This window comes from Methylobacterium sp. ARG-1, from assembly GCF_001262595.1.
Classification (GTDB): Bacteria; Pseudomonadota; Alphaproteobacteria; order Rhizobiales; family Beijerinckiaceae; genus Methylobacterium; species Methylobacterium brachiatum.
In genome coordinates this window covers 52,805-79,132 of record NZ_LHCD01000029.1, presented here as the reverse complement: position 1 = coordinate 79,132, position 26,328 = coordinate 52,805, and the positions used below count along the sequence as shown (strand labels likewise).

Sequence of the window (26,328 nt, the reverse complement as noted above, 5' to 3'; positions counted from 1 at the left end):
CCGGACGCGATCAAGCGGCGCCTCGCCCGGATCGGGCAGCGTGAAGCGCCCGCCGGTGATCGTCTCGTAGGCACGGATATAGACCGCGGCGGTTTCCAGCACGACGTCCGCCGGGATCTCGGGGATCGGGTCCTTGTAGGGGTCGCACCGGGCCACGACCCAGTTGCGCACGAAGTCCTTGTCGAAGCTTTCCGGCGCGGCGCCCGCCTCGAAGCGCTCGGGGTAGCTCTGCGCGAACCAGTAGCGGCTGCTGTCCGGCGTATGGATCTCGTCGGCCAGGACGATGCGGCCCTCCGGATCGGTGCCGAACTCGTATTTCGTGTCCGCCAGGATCAGCCCCCGCTCCGCCGCCAGCTCCTGGCCGCGGGCGAACAAAGCCAGGGCCGCCTCGGACACGGTCCGCCACTGCTCCGGGCTGAGCAGCTTGCGCTCCAGGATCTCGGCCGCGGTCAGCGGCTCGTCGTGGCCGCCGTCGAACGCCTTGGTGGTTGGCGTGATCACGGCCTGCTTCAGGCGCTCGTTCGGGCGCATCCCGTTCGGGAAGCGATGCCCGTACATCTCCCGCTCGCCGGCCCGGTAGCGCGTGAGCACCGAGGTCGAGGTCGTGCCCGCGAGGTAGCCGCGCACGACCACCTCTACGGGCAGGATCTCCAGGCGGCGACCGACCACGACGTTCGGGTCCGGATAGGCGAGGACGTGGTTCGGGCAGAGGTCGGCCGTGCGCTCAAACCAGTAGCGTGCGGTCTGCGTGAGCACCTGACCCTTGAACGGGATCGCGGCGAGCGCCCGGTCGAAAGCGCTGATCCGATCCGACGTGATCAGGACGCGCCGCCCGTCCGGCAGGTTGTAATTGTCTCGGACCTTGCCGCGATAATGGTTCGGCAGCTCGGACAGGGTCGCCTCGCGCAGGACCTGATGGGCGTGCGGGGCGAGATCTGCCGTGTTCATCGGACCGTTCCGTCAGGGCTGCACGGCGACCGCGCCGCTCCGCGTGTGTGCGCGGACGCGGCGGAGATTTCCAGCCCCCGCAGCGGCCTTTACCCCCGGCGCCGCGAAGCCCCGGGGCGCGTTGCTCAGGCGGCGCGAACCGTGTGGAGGAAGCGTTCGACTGCGGCGGCGAGGTGCTCGGACTGGCGTGAAAAGCTCCGAAGCTGCATTCAGGACCTGGTCCGCGGCGATACTGCTTGACCGCCCGGGAGGTGGCACCGTGCCAAAGGCAGGATCGCGTCTGCGATTCCCGCATCGGCCAGCGACCGATGAGGACCGGAGACAGCGCCATCGGCGGCCGTAGAAGCGATGCCAGGCATCGCACCGCCCGTACGATCCCCCGGATAGACGATGATTCCTAGACCTGCCTCAGCCCGGTTAGAAACAAATCGCGGTGCTGCCGGAGACAGGCGAATCAAGGGTCATCGCACGCAGCGAGCCCGGACTTCGCCTCAGGGACCAAGACTTCCGGAGGACCGCTCCGCAAAGCCTCCCATGACCGTGCATTTCCATACAATTTTTAGCCGTGAGTAGCAGTGTTGCGCTGTGGCTCGGGCGCAGGGTTGCTGCTATGCCGTGCCTGCGACAGCTCTCGACCTTGGGAGCTGATGGCGGCGGGATCGCGTGCACTCGCCGGCAGGCGGGGGAGCGATGACGGGACCTTCTCAAAACAGCGGCAAGCACCCGTTCGTTCGCAAGATCGAGAGCATCGCCCTCTTCACGCTTACCGAAGACGAGCGAGCCGCGCTCCATGCCCTGCCGATGCAGGTGTCTCAGTTTGAGCCCTACCAGGACATCGTGCGCGAGGGTGATCGCCCGGCACGCTGCTTCGCCCTGCTGGAAGGCATTGCCTGCACCTACAAGACGACACAGGGCGGCAAGCGTCAGGTGATGGCGTATCACGTCGCGGGAGACATACCCGACATCCAGAGTCTGCACCTCAAGGTGCTGGACATCAGCATCGCCACCATCAACACCTGCAAGATTGGCTTCGTCCAGCACGACGCCGTGCGGGCGCTCCTGCGGGCGTTTCCGCGATTGGGCGATGCCCTGTGGCGCACGACGCTGATCGACGCCGCCATGGTGCGGGAGTGGATGCTCAACACCGGTCGCCGGGATGCCTATGCCCGCATGGCTCATCTCTTCTGCGAATTGGTCACGCGGTTCGGCGTCGTCGGCCTCGCCCCGGATCGCAGTTGCGAGATGCCGATGATCCAGCCGGAACTGGCGGACGCTCTCGGGATCACGCCGGTTCACGTCAACCGCACGATCCGCGAATTGAAGGAAGCCGGGTTGATCACGCTGCGTAGCCGGCGCCTGATTGTCCACGATTGGGAAGGCCTGAAGGCGGCGGCCGACTTCGACCCGACCTACCTGCACCTCACCGATCCGGACGAGATCTGAGCGGCCCGAAGCGCGCCGCCGTCAGTTCATGCGCGCGCGACGGGTGCGCCGTTCCTGTTCGGCAAGCCTGCGGCCGAGATCGAGCAGCAGTGCTTCGGCGCGCGCCTTGAGCGCGGGATCCTGAAGTTCGCAGATCGCCCGATGCGCCGCCATAGCGAAGTCGGCCGCGCGCTCGAGCGGCGGCTCGCCGCGCAGGTCCGCAACCGCGACGGGACCGGCCTGCATCTCGCCCATCCGCACGTGGGTGATATCCACGATGATCCCGCTGCCGCTGACCGGCCGCCCCCGGTGATCAAACAGGAAGCGGCCTCGACCCAGAACCCAGCGGGTCACGCCGTCGGCGGAGCGGACCCGATATTCGATTGCGTAGAGACCGCCATCCCGACCGCCCCGGCGAACCAGCGCGAGGACACGGTCGCGGTCGTCCGGATGGATGCCGTTCACGAAGGTCCCGAGCGGAAGGCCGGTCTCGGCCTCCTCCGGGTCCACGTTGAACAGAAGCGCGACGAACATGTCGGCCTGGATGAAATCGGAGGCTGCATCCCACGACCAGTTGCCGATCACATCCAGCGCATCGAGGGCACCCTGGAATGCGCCTGATAATGTCCGATATTCAGGTGACTTCGGTTTAGGCATTGCAGGTCTGGTTCCGGACCGGAATCGATCCTGGTTTAGTTCGCCATATCACAACTTCAAGGATTCACGTTGCATACGTACGCAACTTTTGCGTGTTTGTAACCGGGTTTCCGCTGGGCGGGTCGTTGCGATACCGGCCCGCCCGCCGCGTTGCCTTTCGGTGCTCCGCGGACGAGCCGCGCCCGCGCACGCCGCCGCCCACAGAGATCAGCCCGTGCCGATATTGGGCCGGCCCAGCCGCTCGGCCTCCGCGCGCCACGCGTCGCGTTCGGCTTGAACCGACTCGATCCGGGCATGCAGATGACCGGCATCGATCGCCGTCTCCATCAGCATGTCCTGGGCAGCGGCCAACTGGGCGCGCAACTCGGCATTCTCAGTGGCCAGAGCCAGCAGAAGAGCGGCCACGTCATCGCCCATCCATGCGCCTCGCCTCCCGCATCCGAGCGGGCGCATCTACCTGGGCCGGAGCCCGGCTACAACCGTATCCGGCAAACGATCGAGGTCGCGCAGGATCGGGGCCGCGCCAGGCCGCCGATCCGCGCGAGGCGAGATCAGCCCTCGATCACCCGCTCGTCGAGCTTGCGATCAACGATCTGCACCGTGCGGTCGATCTCGGCATCCGGTGTGCCGAGCTGATGCGAGATCAGCTTCACCAGGAGGTCGACGCGCTCGATGAACGGCGTGCCGTTCGCCACGGCGCGCGCGGCCGAGGAGGGCTTGAGCAGGCTTTCTGCGGCCTTGGCGTATTTCTCGAACGGCACCTGATCCTGCGGGTCCGCGCCCAGACGCCGGGCGATGCCGTCCACATGCTCGTAGATGGCCCGCGACTTGGCGAGATCGCCGTGCACCGCATCGCGAATCGATTGCGGCTCCTGCGGGGTGATGCAGCGATAATTGCCGGTGAGCAGCATCGACCATTTCGCCAGCGGGACGAACAGTGAGTCGAACACCTTGAGCTTCACCGGCACGTCCTGGCCGTCGAGGCGAACGGCGTCGATATCGGCCTCCAACTCGCGCAGCAGGCGGTTATGCGCTTCGTCCGCGAAGGTCGCGGCCTTGAAGTTCGTCGGAAGGCCAACATGGAGCACGTTCGCGCCCTCCTCCGGCGGCCGGAAGGCCTGCGGATCGGGCGAGCAGAGCGAGACCAGGCCGGGCTCGAACCGGTCCCATACGCCGGCATTTGTATAGGCGTCCTCGAGATCCATCGCCGCCAGCGCCGGGATCCGCTTGAGATAGGGCAGCGGCGGCATGTTCATGATCGACAGGCACGGCAGCTTCGCCGCCGCGATCTTGATCATCAGCACCCGGATCGTGTGGTTGTTGTACTGCGGCTCTTGCATGGCGAGGCCGACCAGATCGTAGCGCGACGGGTCGATATCCTCGGGCGGAGCGGCGTCCAGGGTGCCGGGCAGGTCGCGTGACAGGATCGAGCGGTGGTTCGGCTCGTCCCGCAGCTTGATGCGGACCTCCGTCCCCTCCTGGTTGATCAGATCGGCGGTCTTGCGGCGGCAGACCAGGGTCACGTTGTGACCGGCCATCAGGAGCTTCGTCGCCAGCAGGGAGCCGTACGAGGCTCCCAGGATCAGGATGTTGCGCGGCATGCTTCCACTCCCACAAGACGTCTTCGTTTTATCGGCTGCGCGCCCGTATGGCGTACGGGTTCAGGCTTTGCGTATGCCGGCTCCGGCCATGTCCTCGGCAGGGTAACGAAGCTTGTCCTGGGATGCCACTCGGTTGGTATACCAAAAAATTTGTCGGCATCCGTGAGTCGGATTTGCGTCGGGCGAGGGCTAGCGCCGGATCTCAGCGCGGACAATCGATCAAGCCGGACCGTTTCCCCGCAACGGGCGGACCTTTGCCGACACCTGTCGCCTGCCGTTCCATCCAAGCCGGGCTGGAAGACGCATCAGTGGTGCTGGCGCGCGTAAAAGACCAACGCCCATGCCATTGAGTCTCGGCTAGAGCGCCCAGCGCGCTTCTCGATCAATTGCTTAACGAAAGACGTGTCGGAACAGCCCAAACGCAGCCGATCGGCTACGCTGTTCTAATCGTCTCACATACGGTGCGGATTTTCAGTTCAGCACCATCGACCGCCTAGCGGGATGATGGTGCCCAGGGGCGGAATCGAACCACCGACACTGCGATTTTCAGTCGCATGCTCTACCAACTGAGCTACCTGGGCGACGTCCGCACCGCCGTGGGCCTCGGACGCCGCGGGGTATAGTAGGGAGTTTGCGGCCTGTCCAGCCTTGCGGTGACATCGGCATGACGCTGGCGGCGGAAAAATTTTCAGCGCTCCGGATCCGGTTCCGGGGGCGGCGCATCGGGATCGAGTTCCTCCGGGATCGCGTAGCGCTCGTTCAGCCAACGGCCGAGATCGACATCGGCACAGCGCTGCGAGCAGAAGGGCCGGAATTCCTCCGTCGACGGGTTCCGGCAGATCGGACAGGCGGGGCGGCGCTCGCGGCTCACGGGCGCGTCGCTCACGCCAGGCTGCCCCACCCCGCACGGACCGGGTACCCCTCGCCGTCGAGCAGGCTCATGGTCTCGTAGAGCGGCAGGCCGACCACGGCGCTGTACGAGCCGACCAGCTTCACCACGAAGGCGCCGGCCAGACCCTGGATCGCGTAGCCGCCGGCCTTGCCGCGCCATTCGCCCGAGGCGAGGTAACCCTGGATGTCGCGACCGGAGAGGCGCTTGAAGCGCACGCGGGTCTCGACGATCCGCTCCCGACGGCCGTTCGGCGACAGCAGACAGATCGCCGTGAACACCCGGTGCGGACGCCCCGACAGCAGGCGCAGGCAATCGGCCGCCTCGTCCGGCCCCTCGGCCTTGGGCAGAACCCGCCGCCCGACCGCCACCACTGTGTCGGCCGCCAGCAGCCAGGTCGGGATCTTCTGGTCCTGATGGTGAAGTGCGGCCTCGGCGGCGGCGAGCTTGGTGCGCGCAAGGCGACGGGCCAGCTCCCGCGGCGGCTCGGCCTTGCGCGGCGTCTCGTCGATGTCGGCCGGCAGAAGCGAATCCGGCTCGATGCCGATCTGCTGCAGCAGCGCCAGGCGGCGGGGCGAGCCGGAGGCCAGCACGAACCGAGTGGTCGGCTCCTGCGTCGCCCCGATCGCTTCAGGTGTCGCGTCCATGATGTTCCGCTCGCACGTTAGGCGGAGAGCGATACCGGTCGGCCGGGCCCGCGCCGCAGCGCGGATGATCGCGCGAAGGGGCGGCGCATCCCTCTTCCGCCGGGACCGTCTCGATCTCCCCCGCCTGATAAGGGATGGGGTCCGGCTTGTGAACCGGACCGATCGGCGCCCGGCATGACCCGCGATGACCGGATTTTATCGTGCCGAATAGCACCAAAATAAGGGTTCATCGTAAACACAGCTGTCGAGGACTTCCGCTGCGGCGGAACATCTATCCGCCAAAGGCTTTATTTGACCGGCTCAAGAATACGGCAAGGTTTCGCCAAGGTTCGTAACCGGACATTAACCAAACCGGCGGGAGAGTACCGGCACCGAAACGGGGTCGAAACCGATGCTCAACGCTGATCCGCTCGTGGCACGCCCGAAGCTCGTGAGCGCGGCTCTGCTCGCGCAGGCGCTCGACGGCCTGAGGCCGCAGGTCCGGTCCTCGGCGGAGATGTGGCGCGCGCTGACGGATCACTACGTCGTCGACCTGGACGATGTCGCGGCTCTCCTCCCGGCGATCGAGCCGGAGACGCAATGGCTTCCGACCCGGGACTGAGCCGCGCGAAATCTATTTCTTCTGTGTTATCCGCCGCGGCTGGCACGCCGCGTGCAACCGGACTTCGGAACAGGCGAGGAAACACCCAGGCAACGACAACGCGGCGGCTCGGACGCCAGAGCACCCCGCGGACCTTTCGATCCATCGAAGCCGAGGTCCGTCATGTCCGACCTGCTGTCCGTTGCCCTGGTCTGTGCCGGCACCCTGCTGGCGCAGGATTGCTCCCGCGACACCGCCCTCGACATCATCGTCTCGCCCGCGCACTCGCCGATGGAGTGCCTGATGCACGCCCAAATTCTGGCGGCCCAGGCGGGCCTGCCCGGTGGCGGCGACCGCTACCTGAAGATCGCCTGCGAGCCTCGCCGGACCGAGGCCGCGCCGCTCCCGTTGCTGCGCCGCGCCTCGTGAGGCGGGCAGAGCTTCCCCCGGGACCGATGTTTCGCTAGGGCCAGGGCAGATCTGAGGTCGTAGCGGAGCAAGACGCGATGTTTCCCAAGCCTGAAGCGGACCTGGTGCCGAACACCTTCGCGTTCGAGCAGCTGCCGCTGGTCAAGCCGACGGGCTTCCGCGAATACGATGCCCGCTGGCTGTTCCCGCAGGACATCAACCTGATGGGCGTCCAGGCGCTCGGCCTTAGCATCGGCACGCTCGTGCACGAGATGGGCGTGCGCCCCGACATCGTCACGGGCCACGATTTCCGCAGCTACTCCTCCGCGATCAAGCTGGCGCTGATCGCCGGCATGCAGGCGGCGGGGCTGCGGGTGAAGGATATCGGGCTGGCGCTGTCGCCGATGGCGTATTTCGGTCAGTTCGCCCTGGACTGCCCGTGCGTGGCCATGGTCACGGCCTCGCACAACGACAACGGCTGGACCGGCGTGAAGATGGGGGCCAACCGCCCGATGACCTTCGGGCCCGAGGAGATGACCCGGCTCAAGGAGATCGTGCTCGGCGGGACCTACCAGTACCGCGACGGCGGCGCCTACGAGTTCATCGAAGGATTCGCCGAGACCTACCTGAAGGACCTGAAGTCCCGGGCCAAGCCGCTGACCCGCAAGCTGAAGGTCGTGGCCGCCTGCGGCAACGGCACGGCCGGCGCCTTCGCGCCGCGCCTGCTGGAGGCGCTCGGCGTCGAGGTCGTGCCGCTGGACGTCGACCCCGATTATACCTTCCCGCGCTACAATCCGAACCCGGAAGACATGGAGATGCTTCACGCCATCGCACACGCGGTGAAGGAGCACGGCGCCGATGTCGGCCTGGGCTTCGACGGCGACGGCGACCGCTGCGGCGTGGTGGACAACGAGGGCGAAGAGATCTTCGCCGACAAGATCGGCGTGATGCTGGCGCGCGACCTCGGCAAGCTCCATCCGGGCTCGACCTTCGTGGTCGATGTGAAGTCCACCGGGCTCTATCACACCGACCCCGAGTTGCAGGCCCAGGCGATCAAGACCGATTACTGGAAGACCGGCCACAGCTACATCAAGCGGCGGGTCAACGAACTCGGCGCGCTGGCGGGCTTCGAGAAATCCGGGCACTTCTTCTTCAACGAGCCGATCGGGCGCGGCTACGACGACGGCCTGCTCACCGCCATCGCGGTGCTGGAGATGCTGGACCGCAACCCCGGCCGGTCCATGGCCGACCTCTACCGGGCCCTGCCGAAGACCTGGGGCTCGCCGACCATGTCGCCCCATTGCGCCGACGACGTGAAGTACGGCGTGGTCGAGACCGTGACCGAGCGGTTCAAGGCCATGAAGGCGGCGGGTGAGCCGATCGCCGGCTCGAAGATCGTCGATCTCGTCACCGTGAACGGCGTGCGCATCACCACCGAGGACGGGACCTGGGGCCTGGTGCGCGCCTCGTCCAACAAGCCCGAGCTGGTCGTGGTGATCGAGAGCCCGGCCTCGGAGGCGCGCCTGCACGCGATGTTCAAGGCGGTCGACGCGGTCCTGCGCGAGAATACCGAGGTCGGCGCCTACAACCAGACGATCTGAGCCGACTCGCTGCCGAAACCAGCCCCCGCGCGCCGCCCTCGCCGCGCAGGGGGCGCCAATTTAGAATTGGTGCATCAAAGCCACGGCCTTCGCTTTCCGATCGGCCTGCAACCTTTGGACAGTTGCGGCCTCCGGGCGGCGGGCAGATGCTCCCCGGCCATGCTGATGCAGTCCCCATCCCGGCATCCGCCCGAGTTTGCCGTCCCGATCGCCCGCGTGTCGGGCCGGGCGCCCGCGAGTGCCCGCCCGATGCTGTACGATGCGTTCGACTTCCAGACCGACCTCGCCGCCCAGACCCGGGCCTGGGGTCGGATGCTGCACGACGCTTGGTCGCCCTGGATCCGCTGGAGCGAGCCCGCCCGGTGGATGTCGGCCAATGCCCGCATGATGATGCGCGTCGGACTGACCTTCGCGCGGCCCGCCTACGGGATCGAAGCGGTCGACGTCGGCAACCGAAGCGTGCCGGTCCGCGAGGAGGCCGTCGAGGTCACGCCGTTCGGCACCCTGCTTCACTTTAAGAAAGACATCCACACGGAGCAGCCCAAGGTGCTGATGGTCGCGCCGCTGTCGGGCCATTTCGCCACGCTGCTGCGCGCCACCGTGCGCACGATGCTGCCCGACCACGACGTCTACATCACCGACTGGCACAACGCCCGGGACATCCCGGTCTCGGCAGGCCGGTTCGGCTTCGACGAGTACGTCGCTCACCTGGTCCAGTTCCTCCAGACCATGGGCGAGGGCTCGCACGTGGTCGCCGTCTGCCAGCCGGCCGTGCAGGCGCTGGTCGCCGCCGCCGTCATGGCGCAGGCGAAGGATGCGGCGGCCCCGCGCAGCATGACCCTGATGGCCGGACCCGTGGATTGCCGGATCAATCCGACCGGCGTGAACGCGCTCGCGACCTCGAAGCCGATCGAATGGTTCGAGGAGAACCTGATCGCCACGGTCCCGGCGCGCCACAAGGGCGCCGGCCGCCGGGTCTATCCGGGCTTCGTGCAGGTCTCGGCGTTCATGTCGATGAACACGAAGCGCCACGTCCAGGGCCATACCGACCTGTTCTGGCACATGGCCAACGGCGAGGACTCCAAGGCCGAGGCGATCGAGACGTTCTACGACGAGTATTTCGCCGTCCTCGACCTCGCGGCCGAGTTCTACCTGGAAACGGTCAAGACGGTGTTCCAGGACTACACCCTCGCCAAGAACGAACTCCGCTACCGCGGCCAGCCAATAGACCTTGGAGCGATCCGCCGCACGGCGCTGATGACCGTCGAGGGCGAGCGCGACGACATCTGCGCCCCCGGCCAGACCATGGCCGCCCACGACCTCTGCACCGGGCTCGCGCCGTATATGCGGGCCCACCACCTCCAGGCCGGCGTCGGCCATTACGGGGTTTTCGCCGGCAAGCGCTGGGAGACACAGATCTACCCGCAGGTGCGCAACTTCATCCAGGCGCATAACTGATCGGCCCCCCCGCCCCGGTCGCGCCGATTTGACCCGCCGACCGGCGCGGCCCACCATGCTAGCCTCTGGTCGTCGGAGCCCGGATCCCCCCGGTTGCCGGCGGCCTATCCTTTGGCATGAGGCGGAACGGTCGGCGTGATCGACAGGGACGGCTTCGGCGACGACACCGGCGCGACCGGCACCGACACGGGACAGGCGGCCGCCGCGCGGCTGGACCGGCTCGTGGCCCAGGCAAGGGCGGCGTCCCTGTGGGAACAGGCCTGGCCGGTGCTCTGGCGCGGTCTCGGCATCCTGCTGCTGTTCCTGGCACTGTCTTGGGCCGGACTGTGGCTCGATCTCGCCCCGCTCTGGCGCCAGATCGGGTTGGCCGTCCTGGCGATCCTGCTGATCGTTGCGCTCCTGCCCCTCATCCATCTCGCGCGGCCCGACCGCCGGGTCGCCCTCGCTCGGCTCGACCGGGAGGCGGCCGCGCGCGATCCGGCGCTCCGTCACGGACCGGCTTCGGCGGCGCAGGATTCGCTGGCGGTCGGCGCCGCGGATCCGGGCAGCCGGACCCTTTGGGCGCTGCACCAGCGCCGGGCCGCCCAGGCGGTGGCGGCCCTCAAGGTCGGGCTGCCGCGCCCCGGCATGACCCGGCGCGACCCCTACGCCCTGCGCGCCGGGATCGTCGTCGCCGCGGTTGCGAGCCTGTTCGTGGCCGGCCCCGAATGGCGCCAACGGATTGGAGCGGCGTTCGACTGGCACGAAGCGGTCGCGCCGGGTCCGAATTTCCGGGTGGACGGCTGGATCGATCCGCCGCTCTACACGCGGCTGCCGCCGCTTCTGATCGCCATGGATGGCAGCGACCAGCACCTGCGGGCGCCGGTCAACGCGCAGCTGATCGTGCGCATTGCCGGCCAGGGTAGAGCGGCAGCGAACACGACCCTTACGCCGAATGCCGGGCTCACCCCGATTCCTGGGCAGGAGGAGCGGCCGGACCTGCGCGAGGAGCGCTACCGGATCGTCGGCGGCGCCGACCTGGTGATCGTCACCCCGGCTGGGCGCCAGAAGCTGACCGTCGAGGCGATCCCGGACCGGCCGCCCGAGGTGACGGCCGTCGGCGGTCCCGAGGTGAACGGCCGCGGCACCTTCAACCTCACGTATCGGGCCAAGGACGATTACGGCATCAGCTCCGCCGAGGGCGTGATCGAGCCGCTGAAAGCCGGCCGTTCGCTGGCGCCGATCCCGCGGATCAATCTGGCGCTGCCGGCCGACGCCTCCGGCGAGACCGATACTAAGACCCTGGTCGACCTCACCGACAGCCCGTGGTCGGGCGCGCGGGTGCGCTACCAGATCGTCGTCAAGGACGAGGCTGGCCAGGAGGGGCGCACGAAGGACACCGAGATCACGCTGCCGGCCCGTCCATTCCGGGATCCCCTGGCGCGGGCGCTCGCGGAGGATCGCCGCCGCCTCGTCACGGCGCCCGATTCCGACCGGCTCTGGGTCCAGGGCGCCCTCGATGCGCTCCTCGTCGCGCCCGACATGTTCACGCCGCAGCCGCCAGTGTTCCTCGGTCTCAGGACCGCCACGGAGCGCCTGCGCAAGGCCAAGACCGATGCCGACCTGATCGATGTCGCCGACCTTCTCTGGGAGATGGCGCTCAAGATCGAGGACGGGGACCTGTCGGATGCCGAGAAGCAGCTGCGGCAGGCGCAGGACCGGCTGAAGGAGGCGATCGAGCGCAATGCGCCCGACGACGAGATCAAGCGGTTGACCCAGGACCTCAAGCAGGCGCTGGACAAGTTCCTGTCGCAGATGGCTGAGAAGCAGAAAAGCCAGCCGCGCGATCCGGGCGAGAAGGGCCAGACCAACCAGCCATCGAAGACGGTCACGCCCGAGGATCTCGACAAGATGATTCAGGACATGGCCGAGGCGATGAAGCGCGGCGACACCGCCGAGGCGCAGCGCCTGATGGAGCAGTTGCGCAACATCTTAGAGAACCTGCAGACCGCGGAGAAGGGCGGCAAATCCGATCAGGCCAGCCGCGAGATGCAGAAGCAGATGCGCGACCTCGACGCGATGACGCGCGAGCAGCAGGGCCTGCGCGACGAGACCTACAAGGACGGGCAGGAGCCGCGCGGCAGCCAGCGTCCGTCCAATCGCGGCCAGCAGCAACAGGGCCAGCAGGGCAACCGCGGGCAGCAGGGCCGTCCGCAACAGGGCCAGGGCAAGCAAGGTCAGGGACAACAGGGTCAGGGGCAACAAGGCCAAGGCCAGCAAGGACAGGGGCAGCAGGGCCAGGGACAACAGGGTCAAGGACAGCAAGGCGATGTCGGCGACCGCCAGCAGGCGCTCCGCCAGCGCCTGGAGGATCTCGAGCAGCGCATGAAGGAGAACGGCATGCGCGGCGAGCAGGGCCTCTCCGACGCAGAGGACGCCATGCGCGAGGCCGAGAACGCGCTCAAACAGGGCGATGCCGACGAGGCGGTCGATGCCCAGGGCCGCGCGCTGGAAGGACTCAAGAAGGGCGCCGAGGGCATGGCGCAGCAGATGCAGGAGATGGCCGAGGGCCAGGGCGAAGGCCAGCAGGATGGCGGCCAGCAACCGGGGCAGCAGGGTCAGGCCGGCACCCGCGACGACGACCCGCTCGGCCGTCCGACCAAGGGCCGCGACATGAGCGACGGCCGCGTCCGGGTTCCAACCGCGGACGAATCCGCCGTCCAGCGCGCCCGGCGCATCATGGAGGAGCTACGGCGCAAGCTCGGCGACCCAACCCGGCCGCGGGAGGAACTCGACTATTTCGAGCGCCTGCTCCGGCGCAATTGAGGTCGCGCCCTATTTCCCTCGAACGCCCGCGGGTGCCGACCCGGATTTCCGTCGGCAGCCCACGTTAAACGCCACTCGTCTCACCAAGCGGCGGCGCGCCGGTTCCCGGTGCCCGCCGGGTTCGGATCCCGCCTCCCATGTCGTCCAATCTGCTCGTTCTCGTCGCCTGCGCGGCGGTCGCCGTGGTCCTGGTGTTCGGCCTCGCCAACATGATGCGGGGCGGCAACGCCAACCTTTCGCAGAAGCTCATGCGCCTGCGGGTGCTGCTGCAATTCGTGGCGATCCTGATCATCATGGGCGTCGTCTGGTGGCGCTCGGCCTGAGGGTCGTGCCCCGCGGCCACAAGTCGGCAACCATCGCGCGCGAGAATGCGCCGGTGTGACCGTGCCGCCGCACCGCCCGCCTTTTGCGGGGGAGCGGGATGAATTGGCCGGTGGCTGGACCGAGGCCCGTGCTACGGTCGGTTGAGCCAGACCGACTTGCCTAACCGGCCGAGCCCCATGATTGCCGCCTTCCGTCTCTGCACCACCAGCCTCATCATCGGTGCGGCGATCCTGCCGGCCTTCGCGGCCGATGCGCCTCCGCGGCCGGTGGCCTACGCGGCACCGGCCCAGCCGCTCAGCATCGTCTCGGAGGTGCGCATCGGCGGCTCCGTGCAGGATCCCGGCAGCGCTGAGGGCAAGCTCCCGGGCTTCAGCAAGGCCAACGTCAACGGCGAGATCCTGTTCGCCAAACCGCAGGTCAGCGCCGATCCGTTCTGGCAGGCCTTCGTGCCGCGCCCGACGGTGGGCGGCAGCTACAACACCGGCGGCCGGACCAGCTATGCCTATCTCGGCGCCACCTGGACCGTCGACCTCTTCCCCGAGACTTTCGGCCGGCGCGTGTTCCTCGACGGCTTCTTCGGCGGCGTCGCCCATAACGGCTATACCGGGCCCAAGGCGCAGACGCCCTACGGCTTCAACACCCTGGGCTGCTCACCGATGTTCCGCGAGGCGGCGGCACTCGGCTACCGCCTGACCGAGCATTGGAGCGTCATGGCAACCGTCGAGCACATGTCGAATGCCGGGCTCTGCGCGAACAACCGCGGCCTGACCAATTTCGGCGGCAAGATCGGCTACACGTTCTAGGATCGCGGCCGATTGCGCCGCCAGCGGAAGGGCTCTACGCCCTACCGTTCACGGACCCGCCGGCGTGGCGGCCGTTTCGAGGCGCAGCTCCCGTGGTCAAGCTCAACCGGATCTACACACGCACCGGCGACAAGGGCACCACCGCGTTGGCGGATGGGCAGCGTCGGTCGAAGGCTGACCTGCGGGTCGACACCTACGGCACGGTCGACGAGACCAATGCCTGCATCGGCATGGTTCGCCTGCATACGGAGGGCGCCCTCGACCGGATGCTCGGAGCGATCCAGAACGACCTGTTCGATCTGGGCGCCGACCTCGCGACCCCGCCGAGCCCAGAGCCCCTGCCCTACGAGCCGCTGCGCATTGTCGCCAGCCAAGTCGAGCGGCTGGAGCGCGACATCGACGCCCTGAACGCGACGATCCCGCCGCTGAAATCCTTCGTCCTGCCCGGCGGGTCCCCGGCGTCCGCGGCGCTCCACCTCGCCCGGACCGTCTGTCGGCGCGCCGAGCGCCTGGCGGTCAGCCTGGCTGACCGGGAGGACGAGATCGTCTCGCCGGAGGCAATCCAGTACCTGAACCGCCTCTCCGACTTCCTGTTTGTGGCGAGCCGCACCGCGAATGCCGATGGGGCCGACGACGTACTGTGGGTGCCGGGCGCCAATCGCTGACCCGAATCGCCGCCCGGTGCGGCGATGAAGACCGCGTGAGCCCGACGAAGCCTTTCCCGGGACGCTCGACGACGCCGCGTTGACAAGGCGGAAATGTGGCCGTTACGGTCCGCCCGCTTTGCGTGCCTGCCCAGCCTGAGCGCCGAACGCGTGAGGGACCGGCGGGTCCGACGACAAGAATCCCCGGGGAAGGATCGAGACCGCCATGAAGGTGCTGGTGCCCGTCAAGCGGGTGGTGGACTACAACGTCAAGATCCGCGTGAAAGCCGATGGCTCCGGGGTCGAGCTCGCCAACGTCAAGATGTCGATGAACCCCTTCGACGAGATCGCCGTCGAGGAGGCGATCCGCTTGAAGGAGAAGGGCACCGTCACCGAGATCGTGGCCGTCTCGATCGGCCCGCAGCAGGCGCAGGAAACCCTGCGCACTGCGCTCGCCATGGGCGCCGACCGGGCGATCCTCGTCAAGACCGACGTGAATTGCGAGCCGCTGGCCGTGGCCAAGCTCCTGAAGGCCGTGGTCGAGAAGGAAACGCCCCAGCTCGTGATCCTGGGCAAGCAGGCGATCGACGACGATTCCAACCAGACCGGCCAGATGCTGGGCGCATTGCTCGGCTGGCCGCAGGGCACCTTCGCGTACAAGATCGAGCCGGGCGACGGCAGCATCGACGTGACCCGCGAGGTCGATGGCGGTCTCCAGACCCTGAGCCTCAAGCTGCCGGCGATCGTCACAACCGATCTGCGCCTGAACGAACCGCGCTACGCCTCCCTGCCGAACATCATGAAGGCGAAGAAGAAGCCGCTTGAGGAGTTGAGCCCCGAGGTTCTCGGCGTCGACGTGACCCCGCGGCTGAAGGTGCTCAAGACCGCGGAGCCGCCGGGACGTTCCGCGGGCGTCAAGGTCGGGTCGGCGGCCGAACTCGTGCAGAAGCTCAAGGTCGAAGCCGGCGTCATCTGATTCTTTCCTGAGCTGGGCCGCGTTCCCGTCGAGACGGTCGAGCGCGGCCAGCCGCAACCGAGGTTCACGCGCACATGACGACTCTCCTCTTCGTCGAGCACGGCAACGGTCAGATCAAGGATGGCACGCTCAAAGCGCTCACTGCCGCCAAGACTATCGGCGCGCCGGTTCACGCCCTCGTGCTGGGCAGCGGCTCGAAGCCGGTTGCCGAGGCGGCGGCCAAGCTCGACGGCGTCGAGAAGGTCCTGAACGCTGAGGATGCGGCCTACGACCACGACCTCGCCGAGCCGGTGGCGGCGCTGATCGCCTCGATCGCCGAGCCCTACGACATCATCATCGCCTCGGCCTCGACCACGGGCAAGAACGTCCTGCCGCGGGTGGCCGCCCTGCTCGACGTCGCGCAGGTCTCGGACATCATCAAGGTCGTCGGGCCGGACACGTTCGAGCGGCCGATCTACGCGGGCAACGCCATCCAGACCGTCCAGATCCCCGCCGGCAAGACGGTGATCACGGTCCGTACCGCCGCGTTCAAGGCGGCTGAAGAGGGCGGCTCGGCCGCTCCCGTCGAAGCCGTCTCGGCGGCAGCGCCGGAAGCCGGCAGCTCGACCTTCAAGGGTGAGGAGATCGCCAAATCCGACCGACCGGAACTGGCCTCGGCCCGGATCATCGTCTCGGGTGGCCGTTCGCTCGGTTCCTCGGAGAAGTTCCACGCCCTGATCGAACCGCTTGCGGACGTCCTGGGTGCGGCGGTCGGCGCCTCGCGCGCCGCGGTCGATGCCGGCTACGCCCCGAATGACTGGCAGGTGGGCCAGACCGGCAAGGTCGTGGCGCCCGACCTCTACGTGGCCGTGGGGATCTCCGGCGCGATCCAGCACCTCGCCGGGATGAAGGATTCGAAAGTCATCGTCGCCATCAACAAGGACGAGGATGCACCGATCTTCCAGGTCGCGGATTACGGCCTGGTCGGAGACCTATTCCAGGTTGTGCCTGATCTGCAGTCGGAGATCGGGAAGGCGAAGGGCCAGTAACGACGATGCTGGCCTGGCTGGGTTCACCGGGCCAGCATTGTCGCCGCAGGCGTTTCCGCGGGTTCCTTCTGCGAACAAGAATGGTCTAGAAGTCTGGGACGGCCCGTCTCCGCACGGGTCGCGGCGTTGGCGCAGTCGACCCCCTCTGGGCAGTCGCGCAGCAACGTCCGTATGGGGGCACAGGTCGACAGATGGACATGGAGATCAAGCGGGTCGGCATCATCGGCGCGGGCCAGATGGGGAGCGGCATCGCGCAGGTCTGCGCCACCGCGGGTCTCGATGTGCTGCTGAACGACCGGGACCCGAACCGGCTCGAGAACGGCCTGGCAACAGTCGATGGCGGTCTGTCGCGGCTTGTTTCGAAGGGCACCATCGACGAGACCGAGAGCCGGGCGATCCGGGCCCGGATCAATCCGGCCCACAGCTTCGCCGATCTCGGCCCGGCCGATCTCGTGATCGAGGCCGCAACCGAGAACGAGGCGACCAAGCGCGAGATTTTCTCCAGCCTGTGCGCCTCGCTGCGGCCCGACGCGATCGTGGCGACCAACACGTCGTCGATCTCGATCACCCGGCTTGCCGCGGCAACTGACCGGCCGGAGCGGTTCATCGGCATCCACTTCATGAACCCGGTGCCGGTGATGCAGCTCGTCGAGCTGATCCGCGGCATCGCTACCGAGGATTCGACCTACGAATCGGCCAAGGCTTTCATCGCCAAGCTCGGCAAGATCTCGACGATGTCGGAGGATTTCCCGGCCTTCATCGTCAACCGCATCCTGCTGCCGATGATCAACGAGGCGATCTACACGCTCTACGAGGGCGTCGGTTCGGTCGAGTCGATCGACACCGCCATGAAGCTCGGCGCGAACCACCCGATGGGCCCGCTCCAGCTCGCCGATTTCATCGGCCTGGATACCTGCCTGTCGGTGATGCAGGTGCTCTATGAGGGGCTGGCCGATTCGAAGTACCGGCCCTGCCCGCTTCTCGTGAAGTACGTCGAAGCCGGCTGGCTCGGCCGGAAGGCGAAGCGCGGCTTCTACGACTATCGCGGACCGACGCCGATCCCGACGCGCTGAGGCGCCGGCATCGATCATCAGACGGGACGGCGCAAAGCGCCGCCCTTCATCAGACCGTTACTTCGCGGTGCCGCCATTCGCGTTCGGCTGGGCCGGCTGCGGATAGGACGGGTTGCCGCCCGGGACCGCGCTGCTGTTCGACGGCGTCGCGCTACCGGACTGGCCGTTGACCGAGCCGGTCACTTCGCGCCGCGACGCGTCTTGGCTCTGGCTGGCGTAATCCTTCGGCGAATTGGCGCCGTTCCAAGTCAGCAGGCCTACGGTCGCGATCGCCAGGAGGACGAGACTGGCAACCAGGACCCACAGCACGGGCTTGCCGCGCTCACCCTGCCGGCTTTCCTGCTGATTGAGTTTCTCGGCCATATCCAGTTCCTCCCGCTCGACCGCGGCGCGCGCGACACGATTTCGTTACCGGCCGCCAACGCGGCGCCGTCGAAGCGGGTTCCTGCCTATCGCGCCGGTCAACGACCGGTGGTGAGCAGGATCTTGCCGAGATGGGCGCTCGACTCCATCAAAGCGTGGGCCTTCTGGGCCTGCTCCAGCGGGAACGTGGCGTGGGTGACGGACTGGATCCGTCCGGTATCGAGCTCCGGCCAGACATCCCTGCGCAGCCCGTCGGCGATCGCGGCCTTGTCGGTCTTCGGGCGGGGCCGAAGGGTCGAGCCCGTGAAGGTCAGCCGGTTGCGCATGATCGGGGTGATGTTCAGGCCGTCGACCTTGTACCCGCCCATCAGGGCGATCATGACGAGACGCCCGTCGGGGGCCAGGGACTTGAGATTGCGGGCGAGGTAGCTCGCGCCGATCATGTCGAGGATCACATCGACGCCGCGCCCGTCGGTGAGACGCTTGATCTCCTCGGCGAAATCGGCCTGCTTGTAGTCGATCGCCGCTTCGGCCCCGAGCTCTTCGCAGAACCGGCACTTCTCGGCCGAGCCCGCCGTGGCGAAGACCCGGGCGCCGACATGCTTGGCGATCTGGATCGCGGTGGCGCCGATGCCGCTCGAGCCGCCGTGCACCAGGAAGCTCTCGCCCTTGGCGAGCCGGCCGCGCTGAACGACGTTCGAATAGACCGTGAAGAAGGTCTCCGGCAGCCCGGCCGCGTCGACCAGCGAAAGGGCCTTCGGGCGCGGCAGGCAATGGGACGCCTCGGCGACGGCGAACTCGGCGTAACCGCCGCTGATCACCAGGGCACAGACCTCCTCGCCGACCGTAAGACCGTCAACGCCCTCGCCGAGCGCGGCGACGCGGCCGGCGACTTCGAGGCCCGGGATCTCGGTGGCGCCGGGCGGCGGCGGGTACAGGCCGGCGCGCTGCATCACGTCCGGGCGGTTCACGCCGGCGGCGACCACCTCGATCAGCACCTGTCCCGGCTCGGGGCTCGGCAGCGGTGCCGTCTCGACGGCGATCACCTCCGGCCCGCCCGGTCCTGTGAAGTGGATCCGGCGCATGGTCTCGGGCAGGGCAGTGCTGGCCATCGAAGCATCCTCAACGCGTGCGAATTCCGGGCCGGGCTCGGAGGCGCGGTCCGGCTGTACTTGCGGCAATGGGGGCGCTTGGCAAGCACGCGCCCCCCGGGGCGTAAGCCTAGCGCGCCGCCGCCTTGACGGACGGGGGCAGTACGATCTTGCCCTGGGCGAGGCTCGTCGGCCAGATCGCAACCTGCTTGCCGTCCTGCCACTGCGCCATCAGGCCGGTGACGAAGCCCGGCCCGTACTTGATCGAGTGGGTGAACGGATCGTCCTTGCCGTAGAACTGCGTGCGGCCCACCGTGCCGACCCAGTCAGTCTTCTCCAGGGCGTCGACCAGCTTGTCGGCCTCGGTGGACCCGGCGCGCTTCACCGCGTCGGCGGTGTAGTAGACCTGATCGTAGGCCATGTAGCCGGCATAGGATGGATCGCTGCCGAAGCGCTTCTTGAACGCGTCGCTGAAGGCGAGCGACTTGTCGGTGATCGCGGCGCCCGGCACCGCGATGCTCTGGAAAATGATGCCCTGGGTCGCCCCATTCGTGTTGGCCCAGAAGGTCGAGGAGGTCGCCTGAGAGTTCATGCCGGTCATAGCCAGCGGCACCTGCTGGTTGCGCCATTGCACGGTGGGCTGCACGCCGACATGCGAGATGCCGGTGACGATCAGGTCGGGCTTACCCGCCTCGATCTTGTTGTAGATCGGGGTGAAATCCCCCGTATCCGGCGAGAACCGGATGTGGTCGACGACCTTCACGCCGATCTCGGGCAGGCATTTCTCGTAACCGGCATCCAGCGGGCGGGTCCAGGCCGCATCCTCGCTCATGATCGCCGCCGTCTTCACCTTCATCAGGTCCAGCAGCATGTCCTTGGTCGAGTCGCAGATCGACTGCGCCAACGCCGCGGAGGTGAGGTATCCGTGAAAGGTGTATTTGTTGCGGGCGTAATCCTTGTGGACGGCAAGGCTGATCTCGTTGGAGGCGGCGCCCGGTGTGATCATCGGGGTCTTGAGCCGGGCCGACCACGGCATCAGGGCCAGCACGACCTCCGAGATGTAGCTGGCGATCACGACGTGGACCTTGTCCTCCGAGACCGCGCGCTGGAACGCCCGGACAGCGTCGGAGGCCGAACTCTTGTCGTCGTAGGAGACCACCTGGATCTGGCGGCCGTCGATGCCGCCCTTGGCGTTGATCTCGTCGGCGGCGAGCTGGACCGCCTGCGGGATCGAGGCGCCGACCACCGATTGTGCCTCGGCGATCACCCCGATCCTGATCGGGTCGGCCGCCCGCGCCTCACCCGCGGCCAAGAGTCCGGCGGCCGCCAGCAGGGCCAGAGCCCGGCTCGTCATGCTGCGATCCATCGGCATGCTGTTTCCTCCTCCGGGCCGTGCGGCTTTTGGCGCCGCATCGGGGGTCGGACGATTTTTGTAGCATTCGGCGAGGTGAATACAATGTGCACCCGACCGGAGCGAGTAACACCGCCCGGAACAGCGATCGTCCTCTGCGCGCGACCGCGCCGGGAGCGCGGACCTACCGGGTGCCGTACATCCGGTCGCCAGCATCCCCGAGTCCGGGCACGATGTAGCCGTGGTCGTTCAGGTGGCTGTCGATGGCGGCCGTCCAGACCGGGACATCCGGATGCGCGGCCTGGAACTTGGCGAGCCCTTCCGGGGCGGCCAGCAGGCAAACGAAGCGCAGGTCCGAGGCGCCCCGGGCCTTCAGCAGGTCGAGCGCCGCGATGGCGGAATTCGCGGTCGCGAGCATCGGATCGAGAACCAGCACGGTCCGGTCGGCAAGATCCGACGGCGCCTTGAAGTAGTACTCGACCGCCTCGAGCGTCTCCGGGTCGCGGTACAGCCCGATATGGGCAACCCGCGCGGACGGGACCAACGACAGCATCCCGTCGAGGAAACCGATCCCGGCCCGCAGGATCGGGGCGAAGACCAGTTTCTTGCCCTGGATCTGCCGCCCCTCCATCGGCTGGATCGGCGTCTCGATGGTGACGGGCTCCAGCGGCAGGTCCCGCGTGACTTCGTAGGCCAGCAACATGCCGATTTCATTCAGCAGCTGGCGAAAACCCTTCGTCGACCGGTCCTTGTCCCGGAGATAGGTCAGCTTGTGCTGCACCAGAGGGTGATCGACCACCGTGACTCGACCCGTCGGCATCGCACATCCCTCCATTCCGCCGGGGCAGGAATGCCGGAGCGTGCACCGAGGTGCAACGTCGAGCGGCGCGAATATGCATATTCGGGCCGCGGCGATGCGGCGGGTCCGCCCGGTTCGGGCATGACGCGCAAGTCGTGCGATGGCAAGTTCACACTACTTTACGGGGAGCACCCGCCGCGGCACGTCAGAAATATTTTCTGTTTCGTCTCGGCAAGTCCAATCGAATTTGATTGGTGCAGAGGAACAATATTTCTAATCCGAGAAACACAATTTCCGAATACGATCTGCAGTATCATATAAGGCAGGCAAATAACTTTCTATATATCATATTGAAAGCGCCGATGGATTTCTCGTCAGGCGGCGGATTCAACGCAACCGCCTCTTCCAAGGTCTTTTCAAAGAGAACCACGGGCTGCTAGCTGGCGCCCTCCCCGTGAACTCGGTCACAGCCATGCGCCTCACCGTTTCCCTCAAAACGACACTTGCCGCGATCTTCGGGCTGTTTGCTTTGATGGCGGTGGGACAGGGAAGCTTATCCATCATCGAGCTGGCCGATATCCAGCAGTCGATGACCGACGTCGCAGGCAACTGGCTGCCCTCCGTGACCCGGATCAACGAAGTCGAGGTCGCCGCCTCGGAGGTGCGCATCAAGCAGTTCCGCCTGATGACGCTCTCCAACGATCCCGAGCACCTGCGGGTGGGCGAGGCTCAGCTTGCTGCAACGCTTGCGAAGCTCAGCGAGCGTCGGAACGCTTACGAGGGGTTGATCTCGGCCGCCGACGAGCGGAGCCTGTACGATGCCTTCGCTGATCTCTGGAGCCGCTACGAGCGGGTCGATGGCGAGATGCGTCGCATGATCGCCTCCGGGAAGCAGGCGGAGGCCCTGGCCCTGCTCAGCGGCGCCGACACGGTCAAGATCTACGACGACGCTCGGGCCACGCTCTCCCGCCTGGTTGCCCTGAACGAGCGGAACGCGAACCGGGAAGTCGGCGAAGCCGTGGCGCGGGCCAAGACGGCCTCCGCGGCTGCCTGGGTCAATGTGATCCTCTCGGTCGTCGCGGCGCTCGGGGCTGCAGCCTTCTCCCTGCTGCGCATCTCACGTCCGATCCAGGGGATGACGGATGTCATGTCCCGGCTCGCCGGCGGCGATACCGGTGTGGCGGTGCCCGCGTGCGAGCGGCGCGACGAGATCGGCGCGATGGCTGCCGCCGTGGAGGTGTTCAAGGCCAACCTGATCCGCACCCGCGCGCTCGAAGCGGAGGCCGCCCAGTCGCGGATCGCCGCGGAGGAGCAGCGCAAGGCGGCCCTGCGTCAGATGGCCGAGAACTTCGAGAAGGCGGTGGGCGGGATCATCGAGCGGGTCTCGTCATCGGCCACAGAACTCCAAGCGACTGCGAGTGCGATGTCGACCATGGCTGAGCGGACGTCGGCCCAGTCCGACGCCGTGGCCTCGGCGGCGGAGGAGGCGGCGAGCAACGTCAACACCGTGGCCGCCGCCGCCGAGGAGCTGGGCTCGTCGGTCCAGGAAATCGGGCGGCAGATGGACAGCTCGGCCAAGCTCGCTCAGGGCGCCGCCGACGAGGCCGGCCAGACCAGCGCGCTGGTGCATGAGCTGAGCAGCGCCGTGGCCCGGATCGGCGATGTCGTCGGGTTGATCTCATCGATCGCCGGGCAGACCAACCTGCTGGCCCTGAACGCGACGATCGAGGCGGCCCGAGCGGGCGATGCGGGCCGGGGCTTCGCCGTGGTGGCCTCCGAGGTGAAGGCGCTCGCCGAGCAGACTGCCACGGCGACGGAAGAAATCGCCGGGCAGATCGCCCGGGTCCAGGCGTCCACCGGTCAGGCCGTGACGGCGATCGGCACGATCACGACCCGCATTCAGGAAATCAGCACCATGGCGACCTCGATCGCCGCGGCGGTGGAGGAGCAGGGCGCGGCGACCCAGGAGATCGTCCGCAACGTCGCCCAGGCGGCAGCGGGCACCGGTGAGGTCACCAGCAACATCGCGGGCGTCGCCGATGCCGCAGAAGGGACGGGACGATCGGCGGCGCAGGTGCTCGATGCCGCCTCGGAACTGTCGCGCCAGTCCGAGCATCTGACGGCGGAAGTCTCCCGCTTCCTCGACACGGTGCGGGCGGCGTAACGCATCCCGGACGGGCCCCGGCATGTCGGCCGGGTCCCGTCCGAAGAGGGCAATCAGGCGGTGAAGGAGCCGCCCTCGCTGCGGCGCTTGGCCATGAAGGCGTCGAACTGCTCGCGGTCCTTGGCCCGCCGCAGTTCCTCGACGAAATCCGTGAAGGCACGGCTCTCGTCTTCGAGCGCCTTGCGCTGGGCCTCGAGCCGGTCGAGCTCGGCGCGGCGATAGGCGTCGAAGGCGGCATTGCCGGTCCCACCACGATTAGCCGCCTCGAAGGCACGGGCGAAACGGGAGGCCGAACGGCCACCACCCTCGAAGCCGGCGACACCCCGGCGCGCGGCATCCCGCATTTCGGCGAAGGCTGGGTAACCCGCGAACTTCCAGGCGACGAGTGCCAGGCCGACTGGCCACCAGTAGATGAAGCCGACGACGATCGCGCCGATCTCGAGGGAACGACGGGGAAATGGGCCGGAGCGGCAGAGCTTGCCGGTCGCCCAGGGAGAGGAAGATTGCGTGGTCACGGCTTGGCTCCGCTGTTCATGTGAACGGAGTTAACATGCGGGTGCCCAGGCGGCCTTTCAAGGCCGGGCAACCGTGTTCGCGATCGCCATCGCGACGCGTCGGCGGCGACTCCGCGAAACGGGATTGCGACTGATACGGGCGGGGGTTCGGTCCCGGATACGGTCGTCAGACTGCGTTCCTGGGTCCGCCCGGCTGCGCGACGCCGTGGACCAGGGCCAGCACCCCGGCGCGCAGAAGCTCGTACTTGTCCGGAAAGCCCGGCCCCCGCGGCAGATGCCCGGCAGCCGAGAGGGTCGCGATGCCGTGCGCCAGCGCCCAGACTTCGAGCGCGATGAACCGGGGCGCGACGCCCCCAAACCCGTCCGCGAAGGTCGCCTGCAGCGCCTCGACCAGCAGGTCGAACGGCGATGGCCGACCGGGCGGCGCTTCAGTGTCGGACGGCTCGGCGGGCATGCCCCGGGTCTCGAAGATCGCCGCGTAATAGGCCGGCTCCTCTTCGGCGAAAGCCAGGTAGGCCTCGCCCATGCGGGTGAAGCGTTCGAGGGGCGTGCCCCGGGAGGTCAATGCCCGTGCGAGCCGCGCTGCCAGTTCCGCGAAGCCCCGCCCGGCCAGTTCCTCCAGCAGCGCCTCGCGGCCGCGGAAGTGCCGGTACAGGGCAGCCGGTGTCACCCCCACGAGGCGGGCGGCGTCCACCAGCGCGAAACCGCCGATCCCGCGTTCGGCGATGAACCGGCGCGCGGCCTCGATCAGGGCCTCTTTGAGGTTCCCGTGGTGATAGCTCCGCCGGTCACCCGGTCCGTCTCGCCAGGGTCGCAACTTCTCATGTCCTCTGCCCGCGCGCAGGCATTACGGTCGAGCACGTCGTTTGTTTCGGTCACGATCGGGGGCCGACTGCTTGACCCGAAGGAGAGCCTCTCACAAAACTCCCACCGCCTTGTTCAGCGCAGGACGACACGCTCCGCAACGGGCGTTCTGCAAGGTCCCCTGAAAGGCGCAACACGATCGGATCGCGCTCGGTCGAATCGCATCGCGTTCCCGTGGGACGGGCATAGCAGAGCGGCCTTCGCCAGAGGGATGACCATTCGGCATGGCTTTCGTAAGTCTGAAAGCGTGGCGCGCGCGCTCGGCCGAGCGCGCGGAGATCGCGGCGCGGCTGAAACGTGAGCTGATCGGCGCTCTGGCCCTGACCGAGGCCGATGCGCTGGCGGTCAACGAGATCGCCTGCGCCGATCCCGGCTGCCCCGACATGGAGACCATCGTGCTGGTGATGCGGGCCGGAGTGCCGACGCGCGCGCTGCGGATCCGGCGGCCGATGGATGCGGTGGATGCGCAGGACATCGCGGACCTCGTCGAGCAAGACCGGTCGGGCGAGGCCTCTCGATGATGTGACGCGCCGGGATCGCATGAGGCGCGCGATCGCAGGAGCGTTCCCGCCGCTTTCGTGTAACGACCGCCGAGTGGACGCCGAAGGACGATAAAAGATCGGTGCCGCCGGAGGAATCCCATGATGACGTGCCGTCGCGGCGTCCTTGCCCTGGCCTGCCTGGCCCTCACCGCCTGCCTCACGCCGGCCAAGGCCGGTGACGCGACGCCGTTCTCGGCCGCGGCTTTCGAGGCGGCGCAGAAGGGCGGCAAGCCGATCCTGGTCGCGGTGAGCGCGCCCTGGTGCCCCATCTGCAAGACGCAGAAGCCGATCTTGGCCAAGCTCGCCGCCGAGCCGCGCTTCAAGGAGCTTCAGATCTTCGATATCGACTTCGACAGCCAGAAGGATCTGCTGCGCCGCTTCAACGCCCGCATGCAGAGCACCCTCATCGTCTTCAAGGGCGCGGTGGAGACCGGCCGGTCGGTGGGCGAGACTCAGCCGGAATGGATCGAGGGCTTGCTGGAAAAGGCGCTCTGAGCGTCCGTGGGGCCCGGACATCTCGCCTGGGCCCATCCTGGTTTGACGGAGCGAGACAGGGCCTCCTGGCTCCGCGATCCGCGGAGGTTTCCCTCGCGGTCCGGCAATCGGCGATGCGAGGAAACGTCGATGTCACCCGAGCTTCGCCGACGGGCGACGGCGCCAGGGGATGGACCGAAACCGGAGACGTCGGCCTGCAGCCGCCCAAACCTTCCGGTTTCGTTCAGGCGGGATGCGGCATAGGCGAAGCCCCTGCGCGGCCCCGTCTGCGAAGGGCCAG

General features: G+C 67.6%; 27 protein-coding genes and 1 tRNA gene. 15 read left to right on the top strand and 13 right to left on the bottom strand.

Annotation, left to right across the window (positions count from 1 at the left end; all coding sequences use genetic code 11):
- Positions 1-948, bottom strand: a 948-nt coding sequence (locus tag AKJ13_RS22670) for a phosphoribosylaminoimidazolesuccinocarboxamide synthase (RefSeq protein ID WP_050735388.1), incomplete at its 3' end; no start/stop codon positions are given.
- 690 nt (positions 949-1,638) lie between these two features.
- Here AKJ13_RS22670 and AKJ13_RS22665 point away from each other — a divergent pair.
- Positions 1,639-2,391, top strand: coding sequence for a Crp/Fnr family transcriptional regulator (locus AKJ13_RS22665; protein WP_050735387.1), 753 nt, complete (start codon positions 1,639-1,641; stop codon positions 2,389-2,391).
- A gap of 21 nt (positions 2,392-2,412) precedes the next feature.
- Here the strand turns inward: AKJ13_RS22665 and AKJ13_RS22660 are convergent, their stop codons facing one another.
- The 6 genes from AKJ13_RS22660 to AKJ13_RS22635 form a co-directional block, all read right to left on the bottom strand.
- On the bottom strand, positions 2,413-3,027 hold the full coding sequence (locus AKJ13_RS22660; RefSeq protein WP_050735386.1) for a PAS domain-containing protein: 615 nt from the start codon (positions 3,025-3,027) through the stop codon (positions 2,413-2,415).
- A 207-nt stretch (positions 3,028-3,234) separates the two neighbouring features.
- A complete protein-coding gene (locus AKJ13_RS22655) occupies positions 3,235-3,444 on the bottom strand; it encodes a hypothetical protein (protein WP_007568749.1) in 210 nt (69 codons plus the stop codon).
- A 134-nt stretch (positions 3,445-3,578) separates the two neighbouring features.
- Positions 3,579-4,628, bottom strand: a complete 1,050-nt coding sequence (locus tag AKJ13_RS22650) for a 2-dehydropantoate 2-reductase N-terminal domain-containing protein (RefSeq protein WP_007568746.1) — start codon at positions 4,626-4,628, stop codon at positions 3,579-3,581.
- 505 nt (positions 4,629-5,133) lie between these two features.
- Positions 5,134-5,209, bottom strand: a tRNA-Phe gene (locus AKJ13_RS22645).
- A gap of 107 nt (positions 5,210-5,316) precedes the next feature.
- Complete coding sequence (gene yacG / locus AKJ13_RS22640; protein ID WP_050735399.1) at positions 5,317-5,499, bottom strand: DNA gyrase inhibitor YacG; 183 nt, start codon at positions 5,497-5,499, stop codon at positions 5,317-5,319.
- A gap of 11 nt (positions 5,500-5,510) precedes the next feature.
- The gene (locus AKJ13_RS22635; RefSeq protein WP_050735385.1) at positions 5,511-6,164 is read right to left on the bottom strand and encodes a Maf-like protein; all 654 of its coding nucleotides are present in this window, start codon (positions 6,162-6,164) and stop codon (positions 5,511-5,513) included.
- Positions 6,165-6,555: 391 nt separating this feature from the next.
- Here AKJ13_RS22635 and AKJ13_RS22630 point away from each other — a divergent pair, with 391 nt between their 5' ends.
- The 11 genes from AKJ13_RS22630 (at position 6,556) to AKJ13_RS22580 (ending at position 17,864) form a co-directional block, all read left to right on the top strand.
- Positions 6,556-6,765, top strand: a complete 210-nt coding sequence (locus AKJ13_RS22630; protein WP_007568740.1) for a hypothetical protein — start codon at positions 6,556-6,558, stop codon at positions 6,763-6,765.
- Between the two features lie 162 nt (positions 6,766-6,927).
- Positions 6,928-7,173 carry a hypothetical protein gene (locus AKJ13_RS22625; protein ID WP_050735384.1) on the top strand — a complete coding sequence of 82 codons (246 nt, stop codon included), beginning with the start codon at positions 6,928-6,930 and terminating at the stop codon, positions 7,171-7,173.
- Between the two features lie 77 nt (positions 7,174-7,250).
- Complete coding sequence (locus AKJ13_RS22620; RefSeq protein WP_050735383.1) at positions 7,251-8,753, top strand: phosphomannomutase/phosphoglucomutase; 1,503 nt, start codon at positions 7,251-7,253, stop codon at positions 8,751-8,753.
- 249 nt (positions 8,754-9,002) lie between these two features.
- Positions 9,003-10,211 carry a polyhydroxyalkanoate depolymerase gene (gene phaZ, locus AKJ13_RS22615; protein ID WP_050735398.1) on the top strand — a complete coding sequence of 403 codons (1,209 nt, stop codon included), beginning with the start codon at positions 9,003-9,005 and terminating at the stop codon, positions 10,209-10,211.
- Between the two features lie 135 nt (positions 10,212-10,346).
- Positions 10,347-13,016 (top strand): TIGR02302 family protein, encoded by a 2,670-nt coding sequence (locus AKJ13_RS22610; RefSeq protein WP_050735382.1) that lies wholly within the window; start codon positions 10,347-10,349, stop codon positions 13,014-13,016.
- Positions 13,017-13,153: 137 nt separating this feature from the next.
- Positions 13,154-13,339: a twin transmembrane helix small protein gene (locus tag AKJ13_RS22605; protein ID WP_007568730.1), complete on the top strand. Its 186-nt coding sequence runs from the start codon at positions 13,154-13,156 to the stop codon at positions 13,337-13,339.
- 177 nt (positions 13,340-13,516) lie between these two features.
- A complete protein-coding gene (locus tag AKJ13_RS22600; protein ID WP_144426344.1) occupies positions 13,517-14,143 on the top strand; it encodes an acyloxyacyl hydrolase in 627 nt (208 codons plus the stop codon).
- 92 nt (positions 14,144-14,235) lie between these two features.
- A complete protein-coding gene (locus AKJ13_RS22595) occupies positions 14,236-14,808 on the top strand; it encodes a cob(I)yrinic acid a,c-diamide adenosyltransferase (RefSeq protein WP_007568726.1) in 573 nt (190 codons plus the stop codon).
- A 205-nt stretch (positions 14,809-15,013) separates the two neighbouring features.
- Entirely contained in the window at positions 15,014-15,763 is a 750-nt protein-coding gene (locus AKJ13_RS22590; protein ID WP_050735381.1) for an electron transfer flavoprotein subunit beta/FixA family protein, read from the top strand.
- Positions 15,764-15,837: 74 nt separating this feature from the next.
- Positions 15,838-16,791 carry an FAD-binding protein gene (locus AKJ13_RS22585; RefSeq protein ID WP_050735380.1) on the top strand — a complete coding sequence of 318 codons (954 nt, stop codon included), beginning with the start codon at positions 15,838-15,840 and terminating at the stop codon, positions 16,789-16,791.
- A 191-nt stretch (positions 16,792-16,982) separates the two neighbouring features.
- Complete coding sequence (locus AKJ13_RS22580) at positions 16,983-17,864, top strand: 3-hydroxybutyryl-CoA dehydrogenase (RefSeq protein ID WP_050735379.1); 882 nt, start codon at positions 16,983-16,985, stop codon at positions 17,862-17,864.
- Between the two features lie 57 nt (positions 17,865-17,921).
- Here AKJ13_RS22580 and AKJ13_RS22575 read toward each other — a convergent pair whose 3' ends face one another.
- The 4 genes from AKJ13_RS22575 to upp all read right to left on the bottom strand — a co-directional run bounded on the left by AKJ13_RS22575 (position 17,922) and on the right by upp (position 21,489).
- On the bottom strand, positions 17,922-18,227 hold the full coding sequence (locus AKJ13_RS22575; protein WP_050735378.1) for a hypothetical protein: 306 nt from the start codon (positions 18,225-18,227) through the stop codon (positions 17,922-17,924).
- 98 nt (positions 18,228-18,325) lie between these two features.
- Complete coding sequence (locus AKJ13_RS22570; protein WP_050735377.1) at positions 18,326-19,339, bottom strand: NAD(P)H-quinone oxidoreductase; 1,014 nt, start codon at positions 19,337-19,339, stop codon at positions 18,326-18,328.
- Between the two features lie 109 nt (positions 19,340-19,448).
- Positions 19,449-20,690: an ABC transporter substrate-binding protein gene (locus AKJ13_RS22565; protein WP_082317064.1), complete on the bottom strand. Its 1,242-nt coding sequence runs from the start codon at positions 20,688-20,690 to the stop codon at positions 19,449-19,451.
- Positions 20,691-20,853: 163 nt separating this feature from the next.
- Positions 20,854-21,489 (bottom strand): uracil phosphoribosyltransferase, encoded by a 636-nt coding sequence (upp, locus tag AKJ13_RS22560; RefSeq protein ID WP_144426343.1) that lies wholly within the window; start codon positions 21,487-21,489, stop codon positions 20,854-20,856.
- A 451-nt stretch (positions 21,490-21,940) separates the two neighbouring features.
- On the opposite strand from upp, the gene AKJ13_RS22555 reads away from it, so the two are divergent.
- The gene (locus AKJ13_RS22555) at positions 21,941-23,632 is read left to right on the top strand and encodes a methyl-accepting chemotaxis protein (protein ID WP_050735375.1); all 1,692 of its coding nucleotides are present in this window, start codon (positions 21,941-21,943) and stop codon (positions 23,630-23,632) included.
- A gap of 53 nt (positions 23,633-23,685) precedes the next feature.
- On the opposite strand, the gene AKJ13_RS22550 is transcribed toward AKJ13_RS22555, so the two are convergent.
- Positions 23,686-24,147 carry a DUF2852 domain-containing protein gene (locus tag AKJ13_RS22550; RefSeq protein WP_050735374.1) on the bottom strand — a complete coding sequence of 154 codons (462 nt, stop codon included), beginning with the start codon at positions 24,145-24,147 and terminating at the stop codon, positions 23,686-23,688.
- A gap of 166 nt (positions 24,148-24,313) precedes the next feature.
- Complete coding sequence (locus AKJ13_RS22545; protein ID WP_007568705.1) at positions 24,314-24,964, bottom strand: TetR/AcrR family transcriptional regulator; 651 nt, start codon at positions 24,962-24,964, stop codon at positions 24,314-24,316.
- A 271-nt stretch (positions 24,965-25,235) separates the two neighbouring features.
- On the opposite strand from AKJ13_RS22545, the gene AKJ13_RS22540 reads away from it, so the two are divergent.
- Complete coding sequence (locus AKJ13_RS22540; RefSeq protein ID WP_050735373.1) at positions 25,236-25,532, top strand: hypothetical protein; 297 nt, start codon at positions 25,236-25,238, stop codon at positions 25,530-25,532.
- Positions 25,533-25,655: 123 nt separating this feature from the next.
- A complete protein-coding gene (locus tag AKJ13_RS22535) occupies positions 25,656-26,048 on the top strand; it encodes a thioredoxin family protein (protein WP_050735395.1) in 393 nt (130 codons plus the stop codon).
- The last annotated feature ends 280 nt before the right edge of the window (positions 26,049-26,328 follow it).